Origin of the sequence: Streptomyces sp. NPDC002884 (assembly GCF_040295245.1) — a bacterium.
Lineage (GTDB): Bacteria > Actinomycetota > Actinomycetes > Streptomycetales > Streptomycetaceae > Streptomyces.
Window position 1 is genome coordinate 1 of the sequence record NZ_JBEOVB010000003.1, and the last position, 17,674, is coordinate 17,674.

At 69.1% G+C, this 17,674-nt stretch carries 12 protein-coding genes and 5 pseudogenes; 11 read left to right on the top strand and 6 right to left on the bottom strand.

Annotated elements, in window-relative coordinates:
* The 4 genes and pseudogenes from ABT070_RS07395 to ABT070_RS07410 all read right to left on the bottom strand — a co-directional run.
* Window positions 1-362: pseudogene (locus ABT070_RS07395) on the bottom strand (DUF6286 domain-containing protein); the annotation flags it as partial.
* A complete protein-coding gene (locus ABT070_RS07400) occupies window positions 359-805 on the bottom strand; it encodes an Asp23/Gls24 family envelope stress response protein (protein WP_351756053.1) in 447 nt (148 codons plus the stop codon). The pseudogene ABT070_RS07395 and the gene ABT070_RS07400, both read right to left, overlap by 4 nt.
* The gene (locus ABT070_RS07405; RefSeq protein WP_351756055.1) at window positions 802-1,029 is read right to left on the bottom strand and encodes a hypothetical protein; all 228 of its coding nucleotides are present in this window, start codon (window positions 1,027-1,029) and stop codon (window positions 802-804) included. The genes ABT070_RS07400 and ABT070_RS07405 overlap by 4 nt, the downstream gene beginning before the upstream one ends.
* Before the next feature lie 39 nt (window positions 1,030-1,068).
* Entirely contained in the window at window positions 1,069-1,503 is a 435-nt protein-coding gene (locus tag ABT070_RS07410; RefSeq protein ID WP_351756058.1) for an Asp23/Gls24 family envelope stress response protein, read from the bottom strand.
* 208 nt (window positions 1,504-1,711) lie between these two features.
* On the opposite strand from ABT070_RS07410, the gene ABT070_RS07415 reads away from it, so the two are divergent.
* Window positions 1,712-2,479, top strand: coding sequence for a hypothetical protein (locus tag ABT070_RS07415; RefSeq protein ID WP_351756060.1), 768 nt, complete (start codon window positions 1,712-1,714; stop codon window positions 2,477-2,479).
* Window positions 2,480-2,764: 285 nt separating this feature from the next.
* Here the strand turns inward: ABT070_RS07415 and ABT070_RS07420 are convergent, their stop codons facing one another.
* Window positions 2,765-6,160 (bottom strand): S8 family serine peptidase, encoded by a 3,396-nt coding sequence (locus ABT070_RS07420; RefSeq protein WP_351756062.1) that lies wholly within the window; start codon window positions 6,158-6,160, stop codon window positions 2,765-2,767.
* Between the two features lie 968 nt (window positions 6,161-7,128).
* Here ABT070_RS07420 and ABT070_RS07425 point away from each other — a divergent pair.
* The 5 genes and pseudogenes from ABT070_RS07425 to ABT070_RS07445 all read left to right on the top strand — a co-directional run bounded on the left by ABT070_RS07425 (window position 7,129) and on the right by ABT070_RS07445 (window position 13,576).
* Complete coding sequence (locus tag ABT070_RS07425; protein WP_351756064.1) at window positions 7,129-9,462, top strand: M4 family metallopeptidase; 2,334 nt, start codon at window positions 7,129-7,131, stop codon at window positions 9,460-9,462.
* Window positions 9,463-10,151: 689 nt separating this feature from the next.
* Window positions 10,152-11,002: pseudogene (locus tag ABT070_RS07430) on the top strand (SDR family oxidoreductase).
* Window positions 11,003-11,152: 150 nt separating this feature from the next.
* Entirely contained in the window at window positions 11,153-11,455 is a 303-nt protein-coding gene (locus ABT070_RS07435; RefSeq protein WP_351756067.1) for a hypothetical protein, read from the top strand.
* Between the two features lie 215 nt (window positions 11,456-11,670).
* Window positions 11,671-12,144, top strand: coding sequence for a YxiG-like protein (locus ABT070_RS07440; RefSeq protein WP_351756070.1), 474 nt, complete (start codon window positions 11,671-11,673; stop codon window positions 12,142-12,144).
* A gap of 223 nt (window positions 12,145-12,367) precedes the next feature.
* Window positions 12,368-13,576 carry a L,D-transpeptidase gene (locus ABT070_RS07445; RefSeq protein WP_351757306.1) on the top strand — a complete coding sequence of 403 codons (1,209 nt, stop codon included), beginning with the start codon at window positions 12,368-12,370 and terminating at the stop codon, window positions 13,574-13,576.
* A gap of 10 nt (window positions 13,577-13,586) precedes the next feature.
* Here ABT070_RS07445 and ABT070_RS07450 read toward each other — a convergent pair whose 3' ends face one another.
* Window positions 13,587-14,198 (bottom strand): hypothetical protein, encoded by a 612-nt coding sequence (locus tag ABT070_RS07450; protein ID WP_351756072.1) that lies wholly within the window; start codon window positions 14,196-14,198, stop codon window positions 13,587-13,589.
* A 59-nt stretch (window positions 14,199-14,257) separates the two neighbouring features.
* Between ABT070_RS07450 and ABT070_RS46240 the strand changes: the two are divergent.
* The 5 genes and pseudogenes from ABT070_RS46240 to ABT070_RS07470 all read left to right on the top strand — a co-directional run.
* Window positions 14,258-14,371 (top strand): annotated as a pseudogene (locus tag ABT070_RS46240) (IS5/IS1182 family transposase); the annotation flags it as partial.
* A gap of 40 nt (window positions 14,372-14,411) precedes the next feature.
* Window positions 14,412-14,666 (top strand): annotated as a pseudogene (locus ABT070_RS46245) (transposase); the annotation flags it as partial.
* Between the two features lie 35 nt (window positions 14,667-14,701).
* Window positions 14,702-14,950 (top strand): annotated as a pseudogene (locus ABT070_RS07460) (winged helix-turn-helix transcriptional regulator); the annotation flags it as partial.
* A 451-nt stretch (window positions 14,951-15,401) separates the two neighbouring features.
* Window positions 15,402-16,211 (top strand): PhzF family phenazine biosynthesis protein, encoded by an 810-nt coding sequence (locus ABT070_RS07465; RefSeq protein WP_351756075.1) that lies wholly within the window; start codon window positions 15,402-15,404, stop codon window positions 16,209-16,211.
* Between the two features lie 804 nt (window positions 16,212-17,015).
* The gene (locus ABT070_RS07470; RefSeq protein WP_351756076.1) at window positions 17,016-17,576 is read left to right on the top strand and encodes a hypothetical protein; all 561 of its coding nucleotides are present in this window, start codon (window positions 17,016-17,018) and stop codon (window positions 17,574-17,576) included.
* Window positions 17,577-17,674: the final 98 nt, after the last annotated feature.

The following is a 17,674-nucleotide window of genomic DNA, read 5'->3' on the forward strand; positions in this document are numbered from 1 at the left end:
AGCAGGAAGAGCCACAAGCCGAGGGCCATCGCCACCACAGCCCCGACGATCACCCAGATGTCGTCCAGTGGCCGCGTGGCCAGTTCCTCGGCGAGCCGACGCCGCCAGCTCATGGCGGGCCGGCCTGCCCGCACCGAGACCACGTCGTACAGGAGCAGTCCGACGGCCGCGGCGGCCAGCAGGGCCACCAGGGCCGCGGGAATCCGCCGCGCCGACCAGAAGCGGCGCGGCGGCCCGCCTGATGCGTCGGTCAGCGCCGTCGCGCCCGTGCCCGGGGTGTCATCGGCGGACGGAGCCGCCTCGCCGGCGTCGGAGGGAAGGCCGCTGTCGCCGGTCGACTGCCGCCAGGTGTGCGCGCTCATCTCACCCTCGCCTGGTCCGTGTGCCGTCCATGCGCCGAGTGCAGCCTCTCGACCGACACCTGGAGGTCGGACACGTCCATGCCGGCCCATGTCCTGAGCCGTTCGGTGACCTCCCGGCGCACAGCGGCGCACTGCGCCCCGATGTCGGACGGATAGCCGAGCCCGACGACGATGCGCAGCCGCGCCTCACCGAGCGCCGTCCGCCGCAGCGCGGCGGACTCGGCGTCTCGTCCTGCGGTGTTCCGCCCCGGTGCCCGCCGCACGGACGTGTTCACCCGTGGCGTCCGGCGGCCCGGCGGTACGCGGCCGGCCGACTCGGTGAACCCGCTCAGCGCTTCGCGCGCCACACGGGAGGCGATCTTCGCAACGACCCGGTCGGCGACGGTGATCGCACCGCGCTCCCTGCGGGAAGCGGCCGGGTGCCGATCTGTTTCACCGGTCACTGCCGCCAGTCCCCCCGAGTCCGTCGCCGGTCGTCGCGGATCCGCTCCTGGCGGTCCCGGCGGCGGACGAAATCGCCCAGTTCGAGATCACCTTCCGTGAACCGTCCGACCATCAGGCCGACGACACCCAGCCCCAGCACCAGCAGGAAAGCCCAGAAGTCACCGAAGTACGCGGCGAATCCCAGCGCCATTCCGGCCATCAGGCCCACTACGGCCCTGCTCATCAGGCGCTCCTTCAACTCACGTGGGCTGCTCCGCCCCTGCTACTGGATTCGCTGCCGCTCTTCCCCTTCGTCCTCCTGGTCGTCGGGCAGCTTCACGTCGCTGACGGTGATGTTGACTTCCACGACTTCCCGGCCCGCCATCCGTTCGACTGCGGAGATCACGTTCTCCCGCACTTCACCGGCCACGTCCGTGATGGAGACGCCGTAGTCGGCGACGATCTCCAGGTCGATGGCCGCCTGCTGCTCTCCGACCTCGACGCTGACCCCGCGCGTGGCAGATTTGCCACTGCCGGCGCCAGGCATCCGCTCCCGCATGGATCCCATCGAGCGGGCGAGTCCGCTGCCCAGAGCATGGACGCCGAGCACGTCCCGTGCCGCTATACCGGCGATCTTCTCCACCACCACATCGGCGATGGTCGTCCGGCCGCGAGAACCGGGCGCACCACTGACTTTTACGCCGGTGTTCTCAGTCATCGGGACATTCCTCCCTCAAGACGCCCACATGGCACTCACCGTTGATATTATATTCGCTTTAGTATGTTTTTCCCTGATATAGGGCATGAGGCGGAATGGTCCGACGAGCGGCCCGAACACCCCTGCCGGGAGCCCTCCGGGACACTCCGGGCGCAGTGCGGCGGCAGGAAGAGAACTGCAGCCATGGGAGCAAGAGGGTAAGAGGCTGGTGAAGACCGAGGCGTGGACGCAGGCACTACGGCACCAGCACGGCCCGGGCCGGCTGCTCCCGCTCGGCGGCCCCGACGACGGGACATGGATCACCGAACAAGCCGCCTGCCGCGCCCTCGGGCGCGCGGCCGCTGAGGTTCCCGGTGTCTGGCTGGAGTCTCTGCGTATCGGGCCGATACCAATGGAGCCAGTGTCCGAGCCGGCCGTCCGTCCGCCGGCCAGCGCGCTACCACCTGGCCCGCTCAGGATCGAAGCCGCCTTCACGGCATCCCTCGGCCAGCCGCTGCCTCACATTGCCGACCAGTTGAGGAGCGCGCTGCTCTACGCAGCCGCTGAAGCGCTCGGCCTGGCCGCGGTGACAGCTGACCTGCGCGTCACGGATCTCCATGAGCGCTCGAAGGCGGTCGTAAGGTCGCGAAACACAACGCAGGCCGTGAAGCTCGCGCCGCAGGCCGCAGCCGCGCGAAGCTCGCCACCGGGGACGGGAACAGGATCCACGCGAGGGCCTGTCGGTGAGCTGTCGGACGTCGCGATGGGCACTGCGGGCGTCGCCCGCCTCACCGCCGTGCTGGGAAGCCGCCCGGTCAAGGTGCGGGACCATGACGATCCACCCGTCCGTCACATCGAGGTCCAGCTCGCAGTCGCCCCCGGACACCATCCACTGGAAGTCGCCCGCGCTGTCCGGGCCGCTCTAGCCGACGCTGCCGCCACTGGCACCCCGGGCCCGGTCACCGCCGCCGTCCTCATCGTAGAAACGGAAATCTAGCCTTCAGTCTGGCGGCAGCGGACGTGAGCGGGGTGAAGGTGGTGTACCGCTCTTTCACGGCTGATCCCGGCGGCACGATTGCCGTGAGGGGCATGTTGGCCTGAGCCCGCAGGGCAAGACATGCCCGGCGCGCCACGAAGGACACAGGAAGCGTGCCGGCGGGTGAACACGTACGACGGACCACTGGAGCCGGCCGCGCTGCCTTTTGCGTCATCGGTCAGATCGGCTCCGCCCGGCCGCACGGCCGTCGTGCAGGACGGCCGTGCGGCTTCGTTCAGGCCGAGGTCATCCGGCGATTCCCATGGCGCGTACGACGGTCTGCGTCACGGTGTTGCCGCGGCTGTCACCGGCCTGGACGCGCAGTGTGAGGTACTGCGCCGAGGCAGGTGCGTGCAGCCGCAGGCTCACCTTGCCGTTGCCTTGGCCGCTGAGGCGTGCCGTCGTCCACGTGACACCGTCGTCGTAGGACAGTTCCACGCGGCTGGCGTGCAGGGCGGCATGGGATGCGCCTTCCAGGTGGAGCGGAGTGACGAGCAGGACGGCGTCGGTGGCTGCCTTGCCGTCGTCGGACGTCGGCAGGGTGTAGTCCACCTGGACGAGGGGGAGTTGCTCGCTGTCCTCGGCGTCCTCGGGCGCCGAGGAGGTGAACGTCCACTCGGTGCGCGTGGACGTCGAATAGGGGAAGGCGGCCGTGGCGGTACGGGTCGCCCGGTGCACCAGACGGTAGGTTGCCTTCTTCGCCGGGACGCTCGCGCTCACCCCCGCGCCGCCCTCGGCGACCAGCGTGTCACCCCGGTACAGCGAGGTCTCCTGGGTGGTGTCGGTACTGCCGAAGGGGGCGTAGTTGACGTGGTCGCCGCCGGAGTCGCTCCAGGACGGGATGACGACGTCCAGTTGGTCGCCGGTGCGCACGGGCGGCTGGACGCCGGCGTTGATGCGGGGGCGCACCACGGGTCCGAACCAGTCCACGTCCGTGGCGCTGCCCGCCCGGTAGGTGACGGGTCCGGACGCGCTGTAGGACAGGCCCTGGAGTTCGCCCTCCTCTCTCCACGAGAAGGTGCGGTCGGCGCTGACCCAGTCGGTGCGGTGTGCGCCGGCCGTGCTCAGCCGGTTGGTGCCGACCTGGTACGTGGTCCAGGGGTGGACGTCGTAGCGGTTCTCGTACACCTCACGGCCGGTGGGGTTGTGGAAGGACGTCTCCACCCGGGCCAGTTGCCCGGTCGTGGGCGCGTAGACGGGGTTGGCGGGTATGCGGTTCTTCCAGGTGTGGACCAGGTCGTAGAGGTAGTCCGTGTCGGGGCGGGAGACGGCCCGCACGGGCACGCTGCCCGACGCGCTCGCGTCCACGCTCGCCAGGAGCTTTTCGCCCGTCGTGCGGGACAGGCCCACCACTTCGATGGAGGACCTGATGATGGCCTCGCGCAGTCGACCGTCGAGGTCGTTGACGAACAGCAGCAGTTTCACTCCCGCGTTCTGCGCGGCCCGGATCTGGTCGTCCGCCGTGTCCTCGTCGTCGGAGTCCCAGCGCACCACCGCGGCCTTGCCGGCGGCATCGACGCCTTCGTAGTCCTCGGCGAGACCGTCGCCGGGGTGGATCACGTCGAGGTCGTAGGCGTCCTCGGGCAGCTTCGCTGATCCCGGCATGATCCACAGGTCGTCGAACTCCTGCCGGCCGGCGGTCACCGTCAGCAGCGGTTCCTGGTTGCGCCAGCGGGCGGTGAGGTACTGATCGCCGTCGCGGGGCGCGGCCGTGGGCGCCGTCCAGATGCTGTCGTAGCCGTCGCCGATCAGCGAGCTGTCGGCGACCGAGGAGCCGTCTTCGAACTCGCGGTAGTAGTCCAGGCGCCGGGTGAAGTTCTCGGTCTTCCGCGGTGTGAACTCCTTGATCTCTTTCAGGTCGGTGCCGTCCAGCACGAGGTCGGTGGTACCGGTCACCTTCACCTCGGGGATGATCATGCGGGCGTATCCGGCCGAGGCGGTGCCGTGCGTGCCCTGCACCCGGAAGTCGGCGTAGACGGTGTAGAGGCCCGGCGGCAGCAGTTCGTCGGACCGGCCTTCGCCGTAAAGATAGGTGCCCGCGTACTCGTCACCCTTGCGGTAGAAGGTGAGAACGCCGTCCGTGGCCTCCCCGGAGCGGCCGGTGACCTCGGTGCGGACGTGGAACAGCTGCTGACGGGTGCTGACGCCGAGCAGGGTGCGGGTGACCTCGGCGCCGCCCGCGGATGCCGTCAGCTGTCCGGTCCGGCGCTGGAGGTCGCCCGCCCGGTCGAGGTCGGTGGTGACCGTGGCGGTCGCGGTGCCGTGCGCGGGGACCTGCACGCGGGCGGGGGACACGGTGAAGACGCCGTCCTCAACGCCCGGTGCGTCGACGGCGAGGTCCACGATGACGGCCTGGTCCGCGGTGTTGGTCCAGGTCGCGGTGGAGCGGACGGTGCCCTTGGCGGTGCCGGGCGAGTGGATGCCGGCGTCGATCTTGCCGGTGGCGGTGAGCGTGGCCGTGGCCGCCGCGGCGGCGTCCACCCGGCCGTTGCCGCCGTCGTCCGCGCTGATGCCGGGCGTGGGCTCGGCGGTGCTGATCAGGGCGTCCTTGATGCGGCTGCCGGTCCAGTCGGGATGCGCGGCGGCGACCAGCGCGGCCGCACCGGCCACGTGCGGGGTGGCCATGGAGGTGCCGCTGGCGCTCGTGTAGTAGCCGCTGCCGGTGGTGATGAACTGGGAGCGGGCGGCCAGGATGCCGACGCCGGGCGCGGTGATCTCGGGCTTGAGGGCGTCGTCGCCGTAGCGGGGGCCTCGGCTGGAGAAGTCGGCGATGGCGTCGGAGGAGTTGACCGCGCCGACGGTGAGGGCCGCGTCGGCGGTGCCGGGCGAGCGGACCGTCTGAGCCCCGGGCCCGTCGTTGCCCGCGGCGATGGTGAACAGAGCGCCGGTCTCGGCGCTCAGCTCGTTCACGGCGCGGGCGAGCACGGTGTCGCCATCGGCGTTCTCACTGGAGCCCAGGCTCATGCTGATGACCCGGGCATGGACGTCGCGGGCGGCCCACTCCATGCCGGCCAGGATCCAGGAGTCGTAGCCGTAGCCCTCGTTGGCGAGAACCTTGCCGACATGCAGGTCGACGCCGGGTGCGACGCCCTTCTCCTTGCCGTCGGAGGCGGCTCCGCTGCCGGCGATGGTGGAGGCGACGTGCGTGCCGTGGCCGTTGCGGTCGGTGACGTCCTGGCCGGGTACGAAGCTGTCGCTGTCCTCGACCGCGTCCTTCAGGTCGGGGTGGCCCGGGTCGTAGCCGGTGTCGAGGACGGCCACGTCGACGCCGTCGCCGGTGTTGCCGCCGGACCAGACCTCGGGCGCGCCGATCTGCGCGACCGAGTCGCTGAGGGTGGCCTCTGCCCGGCCGTCGAGCCAGACCTTGGCGACGCCGCCGTGGAAGACCGCGTCGGTGTCCGGTGTGTTCACGGTGGCGGAGCCGGCGCTGGCGCCGGTGAGCGCGCTCCACAGAGTGCCGGTGTCTTCTCGGTCCGCGGCGAGGGCCACCCCGTTGACGCTGGTGAGGGGATGTATGGCCGTGGCGTCGCCGGGCATCGCGACAGCGCGCTTGCGCAAGGTGGCGGCGGACTGCTCCTCGCCGCTGTACGTGAGGATGAGCGGCAGGTGGCCGAGCGCGGCGTCGTCGTAGCCGTCGGCCACGAGGCGGGAGACGTTGAAGAGCCGGTCGTCAGGGCTCCGGACGCCAGGTAAGGGCGGGCGGAGTCGGGATAGACGTAGGTGTCGCCGCCCACGGTCAGCACGCGGGCGCCGGTGGGCTCCCCGTCGGGTCCCTGGATGGTGATCGTGCCGGGGCCGTCGCCGGCACCGGGCGTGACGGTGACCTTGTCGCCGGTGACCAGGGTGACGGCAGAGGCGGCAACGTTGTCAGAAGAGCGGGCGGCGCCGGTCGCGTCGGCCGGCGGGGTGTCTGCGGAGGAGGCCACGTGCGGGGTCGCCGCGGTGACCAGGAGGGCGGCCGCGACCACGAGCAGGTGGCGCCGTCTTCCGAAGGGGGGCTGCGTCAAAGGATTCCCTCGACTTGAACGGGTGTACAGGGCGACGGGAATCTATGCCACCGGCAACGATCTTCGGAAGAGTCGGACGCACTGTCATCCGTTTGGCAACAGCCCCGAAACATGGACTAGTTGAGGCACCCGGCGGGAAGGCGGCGCGGGGTTCGCATTCGATCCGCCGGACAGGACCTTGCATGCAATCGTGAGTGATTTCCCGGAGACAGCCGGCGGGGCGGCGGGAACGGCGCAGCTTCCGACACCCGGCGCCCGGCCACCGGCACCTGGTCCCGGCCGCTCGGATACGGCCAACCTTGCTGGTTAGCGCCGTATTGCCGCTCTGTAAAGCCACACGTGACAGCGCCCTTCCCGATCACCGTCCAGAGGCGACCCGTTGACCGATTTTCGGACATCGATCTCCGCAGTGGTGACAGTCCCCGGACACCCTGAAACGATCTGTCGGCGCTCGAGCAGCGTCCGCCTCGACCCGCGCCCGTTTTCCACCTTGTCTTCCACCTCACCTCCCGCCGCAGGCCGACACCCCGCGGTCTCCCCCCCTTCTCGCACCCCTGTGTCCCCGCCGCTGTCAGCAGACAGCGAGCGAAAGGAGCTGCCCGCATGTCCAACTCACCTACGAGAGCGCGTCGTTCGTCCGCTCTTGCGCGCACCGCACGACGGCGCGGCCGACCGGCGGCCGCACTGGCCGCCGCTATAGCGGTGCTCGCGATCACCGCTCCGACCGCCCAGCCCGCCTCGGCCCTGGACGACGGCTTTGGAACACCGGCCACCCGGCGCATCGACGCCGAGCCCAGACCCGGGGCGCGCGGCGTGCCCCTGTCCCGCGCGCAGCGTGACCGACTGCTCGACCACGCCACCGAGTCCGCTCACGACACGGCCCGCGCCCTCCGTATGGGCGCCGAAGAAGCGCTGGTTGCCGAGGACGTCGCGAAGGACGCCGACGGCACCGTGCACACGCGCTACTCCCGCACCTACGCCGGACTCCCGGTGATCGGCGCCGACCTGATCGTGCACGAGCGCGCGGGCGAACAGAGCGTCACGCGCACCACGCCGGAAAGGCTTTCGGTGCCCGCGGTCAAGGCCGTGGTCTCCTCGGCCGCAGCCAAGAAGGCCGCGCTCGCGGCAGCCGACGTTGAGGGCTCCCCCGCCTCGGAGCGGTCGACCTCGGCGCGGCAGGTCGTCTGGGCGGCGCAAAGCTCTTCCCGACTCGCATGGGACATCGTTGTCACCGGTGTGCGCGAGGATCGCACACCGAGCCGTGTCCATGTGATCACCGATGCCGCGACCGGCACCCGCCTCACCTCCTACGAGGATATCCACGCAGGTGAGGGCCACAGTCAGTACAGCGGCACAGTCCCCCTGGCGTCGGTACGCAGCGCGGATGTCTTCCAGCTCGCCGACCCCCAGCGCGGCAACCACCGCACCTACGACGTCACCGGCGGCGTGCGCACACTGGTGACGGACACCGACGACGTGTGGGGCGACGGGAGTGCGGCCACGGCGCAGACAGCGGCGGTCGACGCGGCCTACGGAGCTCAGCGGACCTGGGACTTCTACCATGACCGCTTCGGCCGCAACGGCATAGCCGACGATGGTGTCGGGGCCATCACCAACGTGCACTACGGCACCATGTACGCCAACGCGTTCTGGGACGACCTGTGCTTCTGCATGACGTACGGCGACGGCCTGGACGGCCGGCACCCGCTGACCGAACTGGACATCGCCGCACACGAGATGACCCACGGCGTCACCTCCGCCACCGCCGGTCTGATCTATACCGGCGAATCCGGCGGGCTCAACGAGGCCACCAGCGACATCATGGGCACCGCGGTGGAGTTCTTCGCGGACAACGCCCAGGACACACCCGACTTCCTCATCGGGGAGCTCGCAGACGTCCGCGGCACCGGCAGGCCCCTGCGCTACATGGACCAGCCCTCCAAGGACGCCTCCGCAAAGGGAACATCACAGGACTACTGGACCGCCGGGACGAAGAAGCTGGACCCGCACTTCAGCTCCGGGCCGGCCAACCACTTCTTTTACCTGCTGGCCGAGGGCAGCGGCCGCACGACCGTCAACGCAGTGACCTACGACAGCCCCACCTACGACGGCAAGCCGGTCGCCGCCCTGGGCATGGCGAACGCCACCAACGTCTGGTACCGGGCGCTGACCCGCTACATGACGAGCACCACCGACTACGCAGGCGCTCGCACCGCCACCCTGCAAGCGGCCGCCGACCTGTTCGGCGCCACCAGCGATGCCTACGAGACGGTCGCCAACGCGTGGGCGGCGGTCAACGTCGGTCCCCGCTACGTCAACCACATCGCTGCCGACGCCCCCTCCACCCGCGACGCGGCCGTCGGCCAGCCGGTCAGCCGGCAGATCACCGCCACGTCCACCCGGCCCGGCGCGCTCACCTACGCGGCCACCGGACTGCCCGACGGCCTGGCCCTCGGGGCGGCCGACGGCCGCATCACCGGCATGCCCACCCGCGCCGGCACCTTCACGGTCACCCTCACCCTCACCAACTCGGCAGCGGAGCGGCTCGACCTGTCCTACACGTGGACCGTCCTGGCCTCCGGCGGCGACCACTTCGTCAACCCCGACCGCTATGACATCCCCAACTGGCGGACGATCGAGTCACCGCTGCGCGTCACAGGCCGCGCCGACAACGCGCCCTCGGACCTCAAAATCACCGTTGACCTGGTCCACGACTTCATCGGCGGCCAGATCGTCGAGCTCGTCGCCGAGGACGGCACCGTGATCCTTGTCAAGGACTTCGTCTGGGACACCGGCACCGAGCTGCACGCCACGTTCGCGGTCGACGCCTCCGCACTCCCCGCAGACGGCCTGTGGAAGCTGCGCGTCACCGACAACACCCCGGGGATCTTCACCGTCGACCCTGGCTACCTGGACCGCTGGTCTATGACCTTCTGACGCCACATCCTCTGCCCGGACACCTGTGAGCGGCCGAAAGTCGCAGGCCGTACGCCCTGCCCCGCGGGCGACGAGGTGGGGATGGGGTGCTCCGCTTCACGCACAGCAGCGCCGCGCCGTCCCCCGATCGTCAGCGGAGACAGCGCGGCCAGCCGTTCGGCGCGCCGGCCGGTCTCGGTCAACGCGCCCGCAACCGACTCGTCCGGCATCGAGGCCCGCCGGCCCGGATCACCCGCCGACGACGCCGCCCGTCTACCACCGAGCGCACCAACGGATGGTGAAACTGCACCGCCGACCGATCGGTCGCACCAGCCCCGCTTCCTCCGCCGCACACCACGCCTCCATCGCCCTGGGCCAGTTGGGGGCAACGCGCCCTCCCCCACAGCGCGCACAGAGCGGCCGACGAGGGGGCGTAGGGCCGGCCGCATCTGTACGAGTAGGTCCTCATTGAGGTAGCGCGTGACGTCTTCGCCAAGACGTCACGTTACGAACAGGGCCCGGCTACCCGCCCCGGCTCCCACCCGACGGTCAGCGCAACGACGAGGGCGAGCCCGATGTCCGCTACGTCTGGCAGCCGCAGACGTAGCCGCTTCCGGCCCGGCCGAACGAGGACGGCGGTCACCCGAACACCGGGTGGCCGCCGTCCTCATGGCGCCCCCGGGACTACGGTTACGCGCACGACCATTCTGATCGTCGGTGGGTCCGGCTTCCTGGGGTCCGAGCTGGTCCGGCAGGCGAGTGCGGCGGGACACACGACCGTCGCGACGTACACGACCAAGGCGGGAACCGCCTCCCCAAGCGCGTGGCGCCCCCTCGATCTGCGGGACGCGGGAAGCCTGGACGCCATCATGGCCGAGGTGAACGCGCGCGTGGTCATCAACGCATCGAGCGGCCGGGCGGACTGGGCAGTCACGGCAGAAGGCCCGGTCCAGCTCGCCATCGTCGCGGCGAAGCGCGGAACCCGCATGGTCCACATGTCCACCGACGCGGTGTTCTCCGGCGCCGGCCGCGTCCACTACGACGAGTCCTGTCTCCCGGACCCGTCACCCCGTACGGCGCAGCCAAGGCGGCCGCGGAGACCGGGGTCCTCGCGGTGCACCCGAAAGCCGCCGTCGTCCGCACGTCGCTGATCATCGGCCACGGGCGTTCCGTGCACGAGCGCCTGGTCCACCAACTCGCCGCCGGCAGGGGCGACGGAGCCCTGTTCACCGACGACATCCGGTGCCCGGTCCACGTCTCAGACTTGGCCGCCGCACTGCTGGAACTGGCGCTGAGCGACGCTGCGGGAATCCACCATGCCGCAGGAGCCGATGCCCTGAGCCGCCACGAACTCGGCGTCCTCATCGCAAGGCGCGACGGTCTCGACGCCTCCCGACTGCCCGCCGGCCTCCGAGCCGAGAGCACCGTTCCCGGAGCCCTTGACGTGCGTCTCGACAGTCAGACGACCCAACAGTCTTTGCGCACCTCCCTGCGCGGCGCCCGGGAGTTCCTTCGCCTCCGGGAGGGCGGGCGGCGTTCCCACCACTGGCCACCCATGTGAACGGCGCAAACTTCTACGACGCCGCAACCAAACTGAACGCGCGCAGCAGCGGGCCCATCACGGTGAAGCTGGCCGGCTTCCCCTTCTGATGCTGCTCAGCTCTCAGCCGGTCACACCGGTGCTCGCGTAAGGCCTGGTACGAGGTGTGGCATGCCTGCTGGAAGCAGTGGGCGACGCCTGTTCCAACGCAAGATCGGATGGCGCCGGGAGACCAGCACCCGAGTCGTCTACCGGCTCCTCAACGACACGCTGGAACCGTCCGGACTCACCGACCGGGCTGGCAAGCCTCTGCGCTACACCCCGCCCGACTTCCGCAGGATGTTCATCACGGATGCCGTCACCGGCGGCCTGCCCGCCCACATCGCTGCGAAGACCCTCTTCTGGTGCAGCGGATCGAACCTCGAGAGGTTCCTGAGCGCCTCACGCTCGCCACAACCAAAAGTTCCTGCGTGAGCTGAGCTGGGGCTTCCCGGAGCCGGAGGACTGCCCTCTCAAGACACCCCCCGCCGACGCGGTGCTCAGCGCTAGCCGCAAGCCAACGCCACATGGGGGCAGCGAACCCACGACAGGCCGATACTCCTAGGACTTGTCCGGGCGATCTCTGAGGCAACGGTGCTGCCCGTGAATCTCATTGTCGAAGGTCTCGCCGAGTGAGGTAGAAGGGCGGTATGGATGCCGCCGTACTTGAACAGATGCTGGCCGAGACCTTCGATCACGCTGTCGTGCACCACGGATACACCAACTACATGCGCGACTACGAGGTCATCGTCTACGCGACGGCGGATCCCCGTACCGGCCTCACGCCGTCCCACCTGCGGTATCTCTTCCGGTACTGCGTCGAGGCCCGGTGTGAGACGTCAGTGCCGGCGGACACCTGGCGGGTCTCTTTGGATGACCGGCTCATCGACCACGAAACCGGTGTCGATCTCGACGGATACGTCTGGGGAGTGAAGTGGCACTGCCTGTACCCGGGAGCCAAGCTTCTCCCCGCGTCGGAGGCGACCCGCCGCTGGTCGAAGGCCCTCGGGATCGACTTCCACGAGGTACTCATGGAGACCAACGCCCACAACCTCACCTTGCTCTTCTCCGACCTTCAGGTGAGCGAGGTCCCGGTCGGATACGCACCCTTCGTCACGGAGTAGCGATCAGGGTTCGTCTGATCTTGAGACCGACGTCTGTCCGGGTCGTTCCTCCGAAGTGCTCGACAATGCATGGCTTTCATCACAATTTACCCATTTTAGAGAAGGAATCTGCCTATAAGTAGGTTCACAGACAGTTGCGCTCCTTCGGCGATCAACACAGGGGGCACAGACCAGCGACAGGGAGAAGCGCTTGATCACGCTCTACGGACGACGCACCGGGCAGATGGCTACGGCCGGAGTGCTCGGGGGCGTACTCGCAGTCACGGCACTGGGCGGCACGAGTATCGCCGCCACCGGCGGCAACGATGCCGGGAACCAACCGGCATCGCAGGCGCCGGCAGACAAGGCAGGCACCCAGAAGGCCTCCGACGCCCGAATAAAGATCACGCCCGGGCAAGGCGCCTACAACGTCGGGATCAACGGTCCAGTCGGCGTAACCGCCAGTAACGGCAAGCTCACCAAGGTGACCATGACCGCTGTCGCGACCGGCGCCGAGATCCGGGGCACCCTGTCCGCGGACGGCACCGCCTGGAAACCGAACGGCCGACTGGAGCGTGCCGCCAAGTACGAGATCACCGCAGAGGCCGAGGACGCCAAGGGCCGCTCCGCCACCGGGAACGCCACGATCACCACGGTCTCCCCGGCCAACGACTTCATCGGGCACGTCTCCCCCATGGACGGCTCGACCGTCGGCGCGGGCATGCCGGTGTCGGTGACCTTCAACACGGCGATCAGTGACAAGGCCGCCGTGCAGTCGGAGATCCAGGTCAGCTCCAGCAGCGGCCAGCGGGTCGTCGGTCACTGGTTCAACGACCACCGCCTGGACTTCCGCCCCGAGAAGTACTGGAAATCCGGCTCCACCGTCACCGTCTCGCTCAACCGCCACGGCCTCCAGAAGACCGTCACGTTCAAGATCGGCCGAAGCCAGATCAGCACTGTGGACGCGAAGACGAAACAGATGACCGTCGTCCGGGACGGCAAGACGATCAAGACCATCCCGATCTCGTCAGGCAGCCTCGAGCACCCGACGTACAACGGCCAGATGGTGATCTCCGAGAAGTTCAAGCACATCCACATGAACGGCGCGAGCGTCGGCCTCACGGAGAAGGACGGCAAGCCCTCGTACGACATCAAGGCCGTACCGCACGCCATGCGCCTGACCGACTCGGGCACGTTCATCCACGGCAACTACTGGGGTACCGGCTCGGTCTTCGGCAAGGTCAACACCAGCCACGGCTGCGTAGGCCTGAAGGATGTCAGGGGCGGCGACCACGACAGCCTGCCCGCCGCGTGGTTCTTCGACCACTCGATGATCGGTGACGTCGTGATCGTCAAGAACTCCACGGACAAGACCACGTTGGCCCCGGACAACGGCCTCAGCGACTGGAACATGCCGTGGAGCGAGTGGGTCGCGGGCGGCCCGACCACCTGACCTCACTCCGTCACTGTGATTCTTCCTCGCGGTGTTCACCGCCGCTGGCGCGACGGCGTCGGAGCGGTTGGTCGTAGTGGGTCACCGAGGGCAGCGGCCTGGTGTCCGGGGGAAGATGCGCGAGCCGCCACTCGTGCAGAAACGTCACCGTCGCCTCGCCAGCGGCTCCGGCCCGCGCCGCGCGACCGGCCGACTCGTCCTCGGCCTGGGTGACCTTGCGGGCCTCGAGCGCGACCGCGTCCGCGGTCAGGGCCCCAGCCCGCAGAGCAGTCGCCAGACCGGCGACGAGGTGCTCGTGAGAGACGTGGCGGGCCAGCAGCAGCACCTCGATCAGGGCCCTGGTCCCGGCGTTGTCTCCGTGGGCCTTGACCGCCGCGGCCCACCAGGCGTCATGGACCGGGGTGAACTTGCCCGCGGAGCGGGCTTGTTCGAGCGCGGTGGCGCCGGGGAAAGCACCTGGCTTGCGGATCAGGGCCTCGAGGCAGTGGTCCAGATCCAGGCAGCAGCTGCCCTTCGCGATCAGCCGCTCGTGCCGTGCCACTTCCACGTCTCGGTCGTCAATCACCAGGTGGGAGGCATACAGCACGACCCGGACCCGCTTGCCGATCAGCCGGACCGGCACCGAGTAGAGGCATCGACTACGTGCCGTGCAAGAGTGTGAGCTGGCGGGACGTTCCGGCTGAACAGGTCGGCTGCAGCGGAGTGACAGCCCGGCGGCGTCTGCGGGACTGGACCGAGGCCGGCGTCTGGCCGCAGCTGCACGAGGTACTGCTGGCCGCGCTGCGGGCTGCCGGTCCACCGGTCTGCCGGTCTACCGGTCTGCCGGTCTACCGGTCTGCCGGTCTGCCGGACTGCCGGACATGGACGACACCGCGATCGACGGTTCGCACGTCAGAGCCCTCAAAGGGGGGCTCACACCGGACCTTCGCCGGTCGACCGGGCCCGGCCCGGCAGCAAACACCACCTCATCGTCGACCGGCACGGCACCCCGCTCGCCATCTCTTTGACCAGCGGAAACCGCCATGACGTCACCCAGCTCATGCCACTGCTGGACGCCATTCCCCACATCCGTGGCCTGCGCGGCCGGCCCCGTACCAGGAGCCCGGGGACCGGCAGCGCTTCGCCTACGAGCTCACCGAGCAGGGCCGGGCGTTGCGGCCCACGCTCGTGGCGCTCCTGGAATGGGGCGACACCTACCTCGCCGACCCGCAGGGTCCGTCGGTCATCGTCCGGCACCGGCCCGTCGACGATGCGAGCTCATGCGATGAGCCGGTCAAGATCGTCCTCGAGTGCGCTGCGGGGCACAACCACCTCGCCCCGGAAGACGTTTGCCGCACGCCCGGGCCAGGCGCACGCTTCGCGGAAGGCTCCTGAGGCACCTCTACAGACCCCGCGCCCCCGAAACCGCCTCCGCACGACCCGCTCAGCCTTGACGAAGGGCCGGAGGCACCCCCTCGGACCAACCCGCCACGCGCGGATCAGACCTCGGTGAGTCCGGCCGAACTTCGTTGAGCCGGGAGGCGCTTGACCTCACCGGGGGCGGGCCGTCCGGGCGAGAGAGCGATGTGTCGTCGGACGACCCCGTTCGCATGCCAGGCAGGCAAAGTGGCGGACATGGATCGCACGAGCGGCGGACCGGCCGGATGATCTCACCGGATCCCCAGGCCGACCTTCTCCGCTGCCTTGAGTCTGCCCGCGATGCCCTGCGGTGGCGGATCGCGTAGCTCCGGACCAGGATCTTCGGCCCAGCCCCCCTCCCCCGGTCGGTCCACCTCCCCGCGATTGGCCTTGTCGTGTAGGTCCACCCGGCGGCTAGCGTCGCCCCATGCGCATCCGAATCGTCGACGCCTTCACCGACCGCCCCTTCGCCGGCAACCCCGCCGGGGTCATGCTCCTCGACTCCTTCCCCGACGACGCCTGGCTCCAGAGTGTGGCCCTTGAGGTCAATCACGCCGAGACGGCGTTCGCCCGGCGCCTTCCCCCAGGCGGCGAGGCGGACTGGGCGCTGCGCTGGTTCACGCCCACCACCGAGGTCCCGATGTGCGGACACGCGACGCTGGCGACCGCGCACATCCTGCACACCACGGGCGCCCACGAGGGGCTGGTGCGGTTCGCCACGCGCAGCGGTGTCCTCATCGCCACTCCCGGCGAGGACGGTTCGATCACACTGGACTTCCCTACCGCGCCGCTGATCCCGGTCACCGTCCCGGACGAAGTCGCCGAAGCGCTGGGCGCCGAACCGCTGACGTCCCACGACACGGGCCCGAACGTCGGCAACCTGGTGATCGAGGTCGCCGACGAGAAGACGGTCCGCGGGCTCACCCCCGACCACGCGGCCCTCGCGCGGTACGCGCGGCACGGCATCATCGCGACCGCCCGCGCCGAAGACCCCTCCCGGGGCTACGACTTCGTCTCACGCTGCTTCTTCCCGAACATCGGCATCGACGAGGACCCCGTCACCGGTGGCGCCCACACGGCGCTCGCCCCGTACTGGTCCGAGCGCCTCGGCCGCCCCGGTCTCACCGGCCTCCAGGCGTCCCCGCGCTCCGGTCTCGTCCGCACCGAACTGCGCGGCGACCGCACCCTCCTCACCGGCCGCGCAGTCACGGTCATCGACGGCGAACTGCTCGTGTAGAAGTCTCCGGCGTCGGGGGCGTGTGCGCGCTTGAAGCCCAGCACGACGGCTAGGGCAAAGAACCCCCTGCTGATCGCGTCGGCGAACAGCGGTGCGCACCCGCAGCGTGTGAAGCGAGCCGGACTGCCTACGCGACGGCGGCCGGGACAGCCTCCTCGGTCGTCCGGTCCCCGTCGAAGAGCGCGGCGACCAAGCGTACGTCGGCATCGGGCAGTTGGCCGGCGCGGTGCTTCGTGCGTGCCTTGGCCGGCCAGGAGCCGATCTTGACGTTCCACTTACGACACCCGCACAAAGGCCTGGACCCCTCTCACTTCTGCCTACGACGACGCCCGCCACACAACGCGACCAGCCCAGTTCGCCGTTCGCGCCGAGCCGGTCAAGGCGACGGCACCGCGGACAAAGCCCGTAACGCCCTGGGCGACGCGCTGATCTCGGATCGGCAGCTCTACCTGCCTCCCTTGAGCCGGGCCTCCGCCGGCCACGCGGTGCAGCTTGGCCCACAGCCCGTCCGGCACCAGCCGCTCAACTATGTCCATGCCCAAAGCAACGAGCGACAGCCAATCAAGACATTGTCTTGGAACGGGCCATGCGCTCAACTACCTCGGCACGGTCCACGTCGCCCGGGCTGCAATTCGGGCTATGGGCCTCTGGCCGGGGCGGGAGACCCAACATGCAGGCGGTCGCACCTGGTGGAATAATGATATATCGGGTGGGGCATCGAGGTACGTTCTTCCGCTAGACCGCAGGCAGTGCCGCGGCTTCGGATCTCCAATCTCTTCGTCTGTCAGAAGCAGGGAGAAACCCATGCGTAAGAAGATTCTCGTGTCCGTACTGACGTCAGCTATGGCCTTCAGTGGATGGACCGCGGTCACCTTCTCGAATGCTGACGCCGCGGTGAAGGCCGCGCCCAAAGCCACCTGCAAGGTGTCCGAAGGCCCTGGTGGTCGCTTCGGAGTGTCGGGTAAAGGATTCAAGGCGGGCGACAAAATCACCGTGCGGAATTCCAAGGGCACCGTGGTGCGCGTGACCAAGGCGATCACGGGAGGATTCTTCGAGGTTACTGGGCTGCCGAACGACAACTACCGCGCCACCGGGAAAACAGCCACCGCATCCTGTCGGAAGTTCGTGTCGGACGACGAAGCAGCCATCAAGTGCACGGTCACCAAGGGCCCGGGAAATACCTACGGCGTATCCGGCCGGGGGTTCCCGGAGGTCGAGACCGTCACGTTGAAGAATTCCAAGGGTGCTGTGGTGGACACGACCGTCACGATCAATGGCGGCTTCTTCGAGTTCACCGGCGTCCCCAACGACACGTACACCGTCACCTCGAAGTTCGCCCATGTGACCTGCCCCAAGGCCGCTTAAAGCAACGGGGCGACGCCTCAGTCGGTATCTCAATGTCTTGATTGGCTGTCGCTCGTTGCTTTGGGCATGGACATAGTTGAGCGGCTGGTGCCGGACGG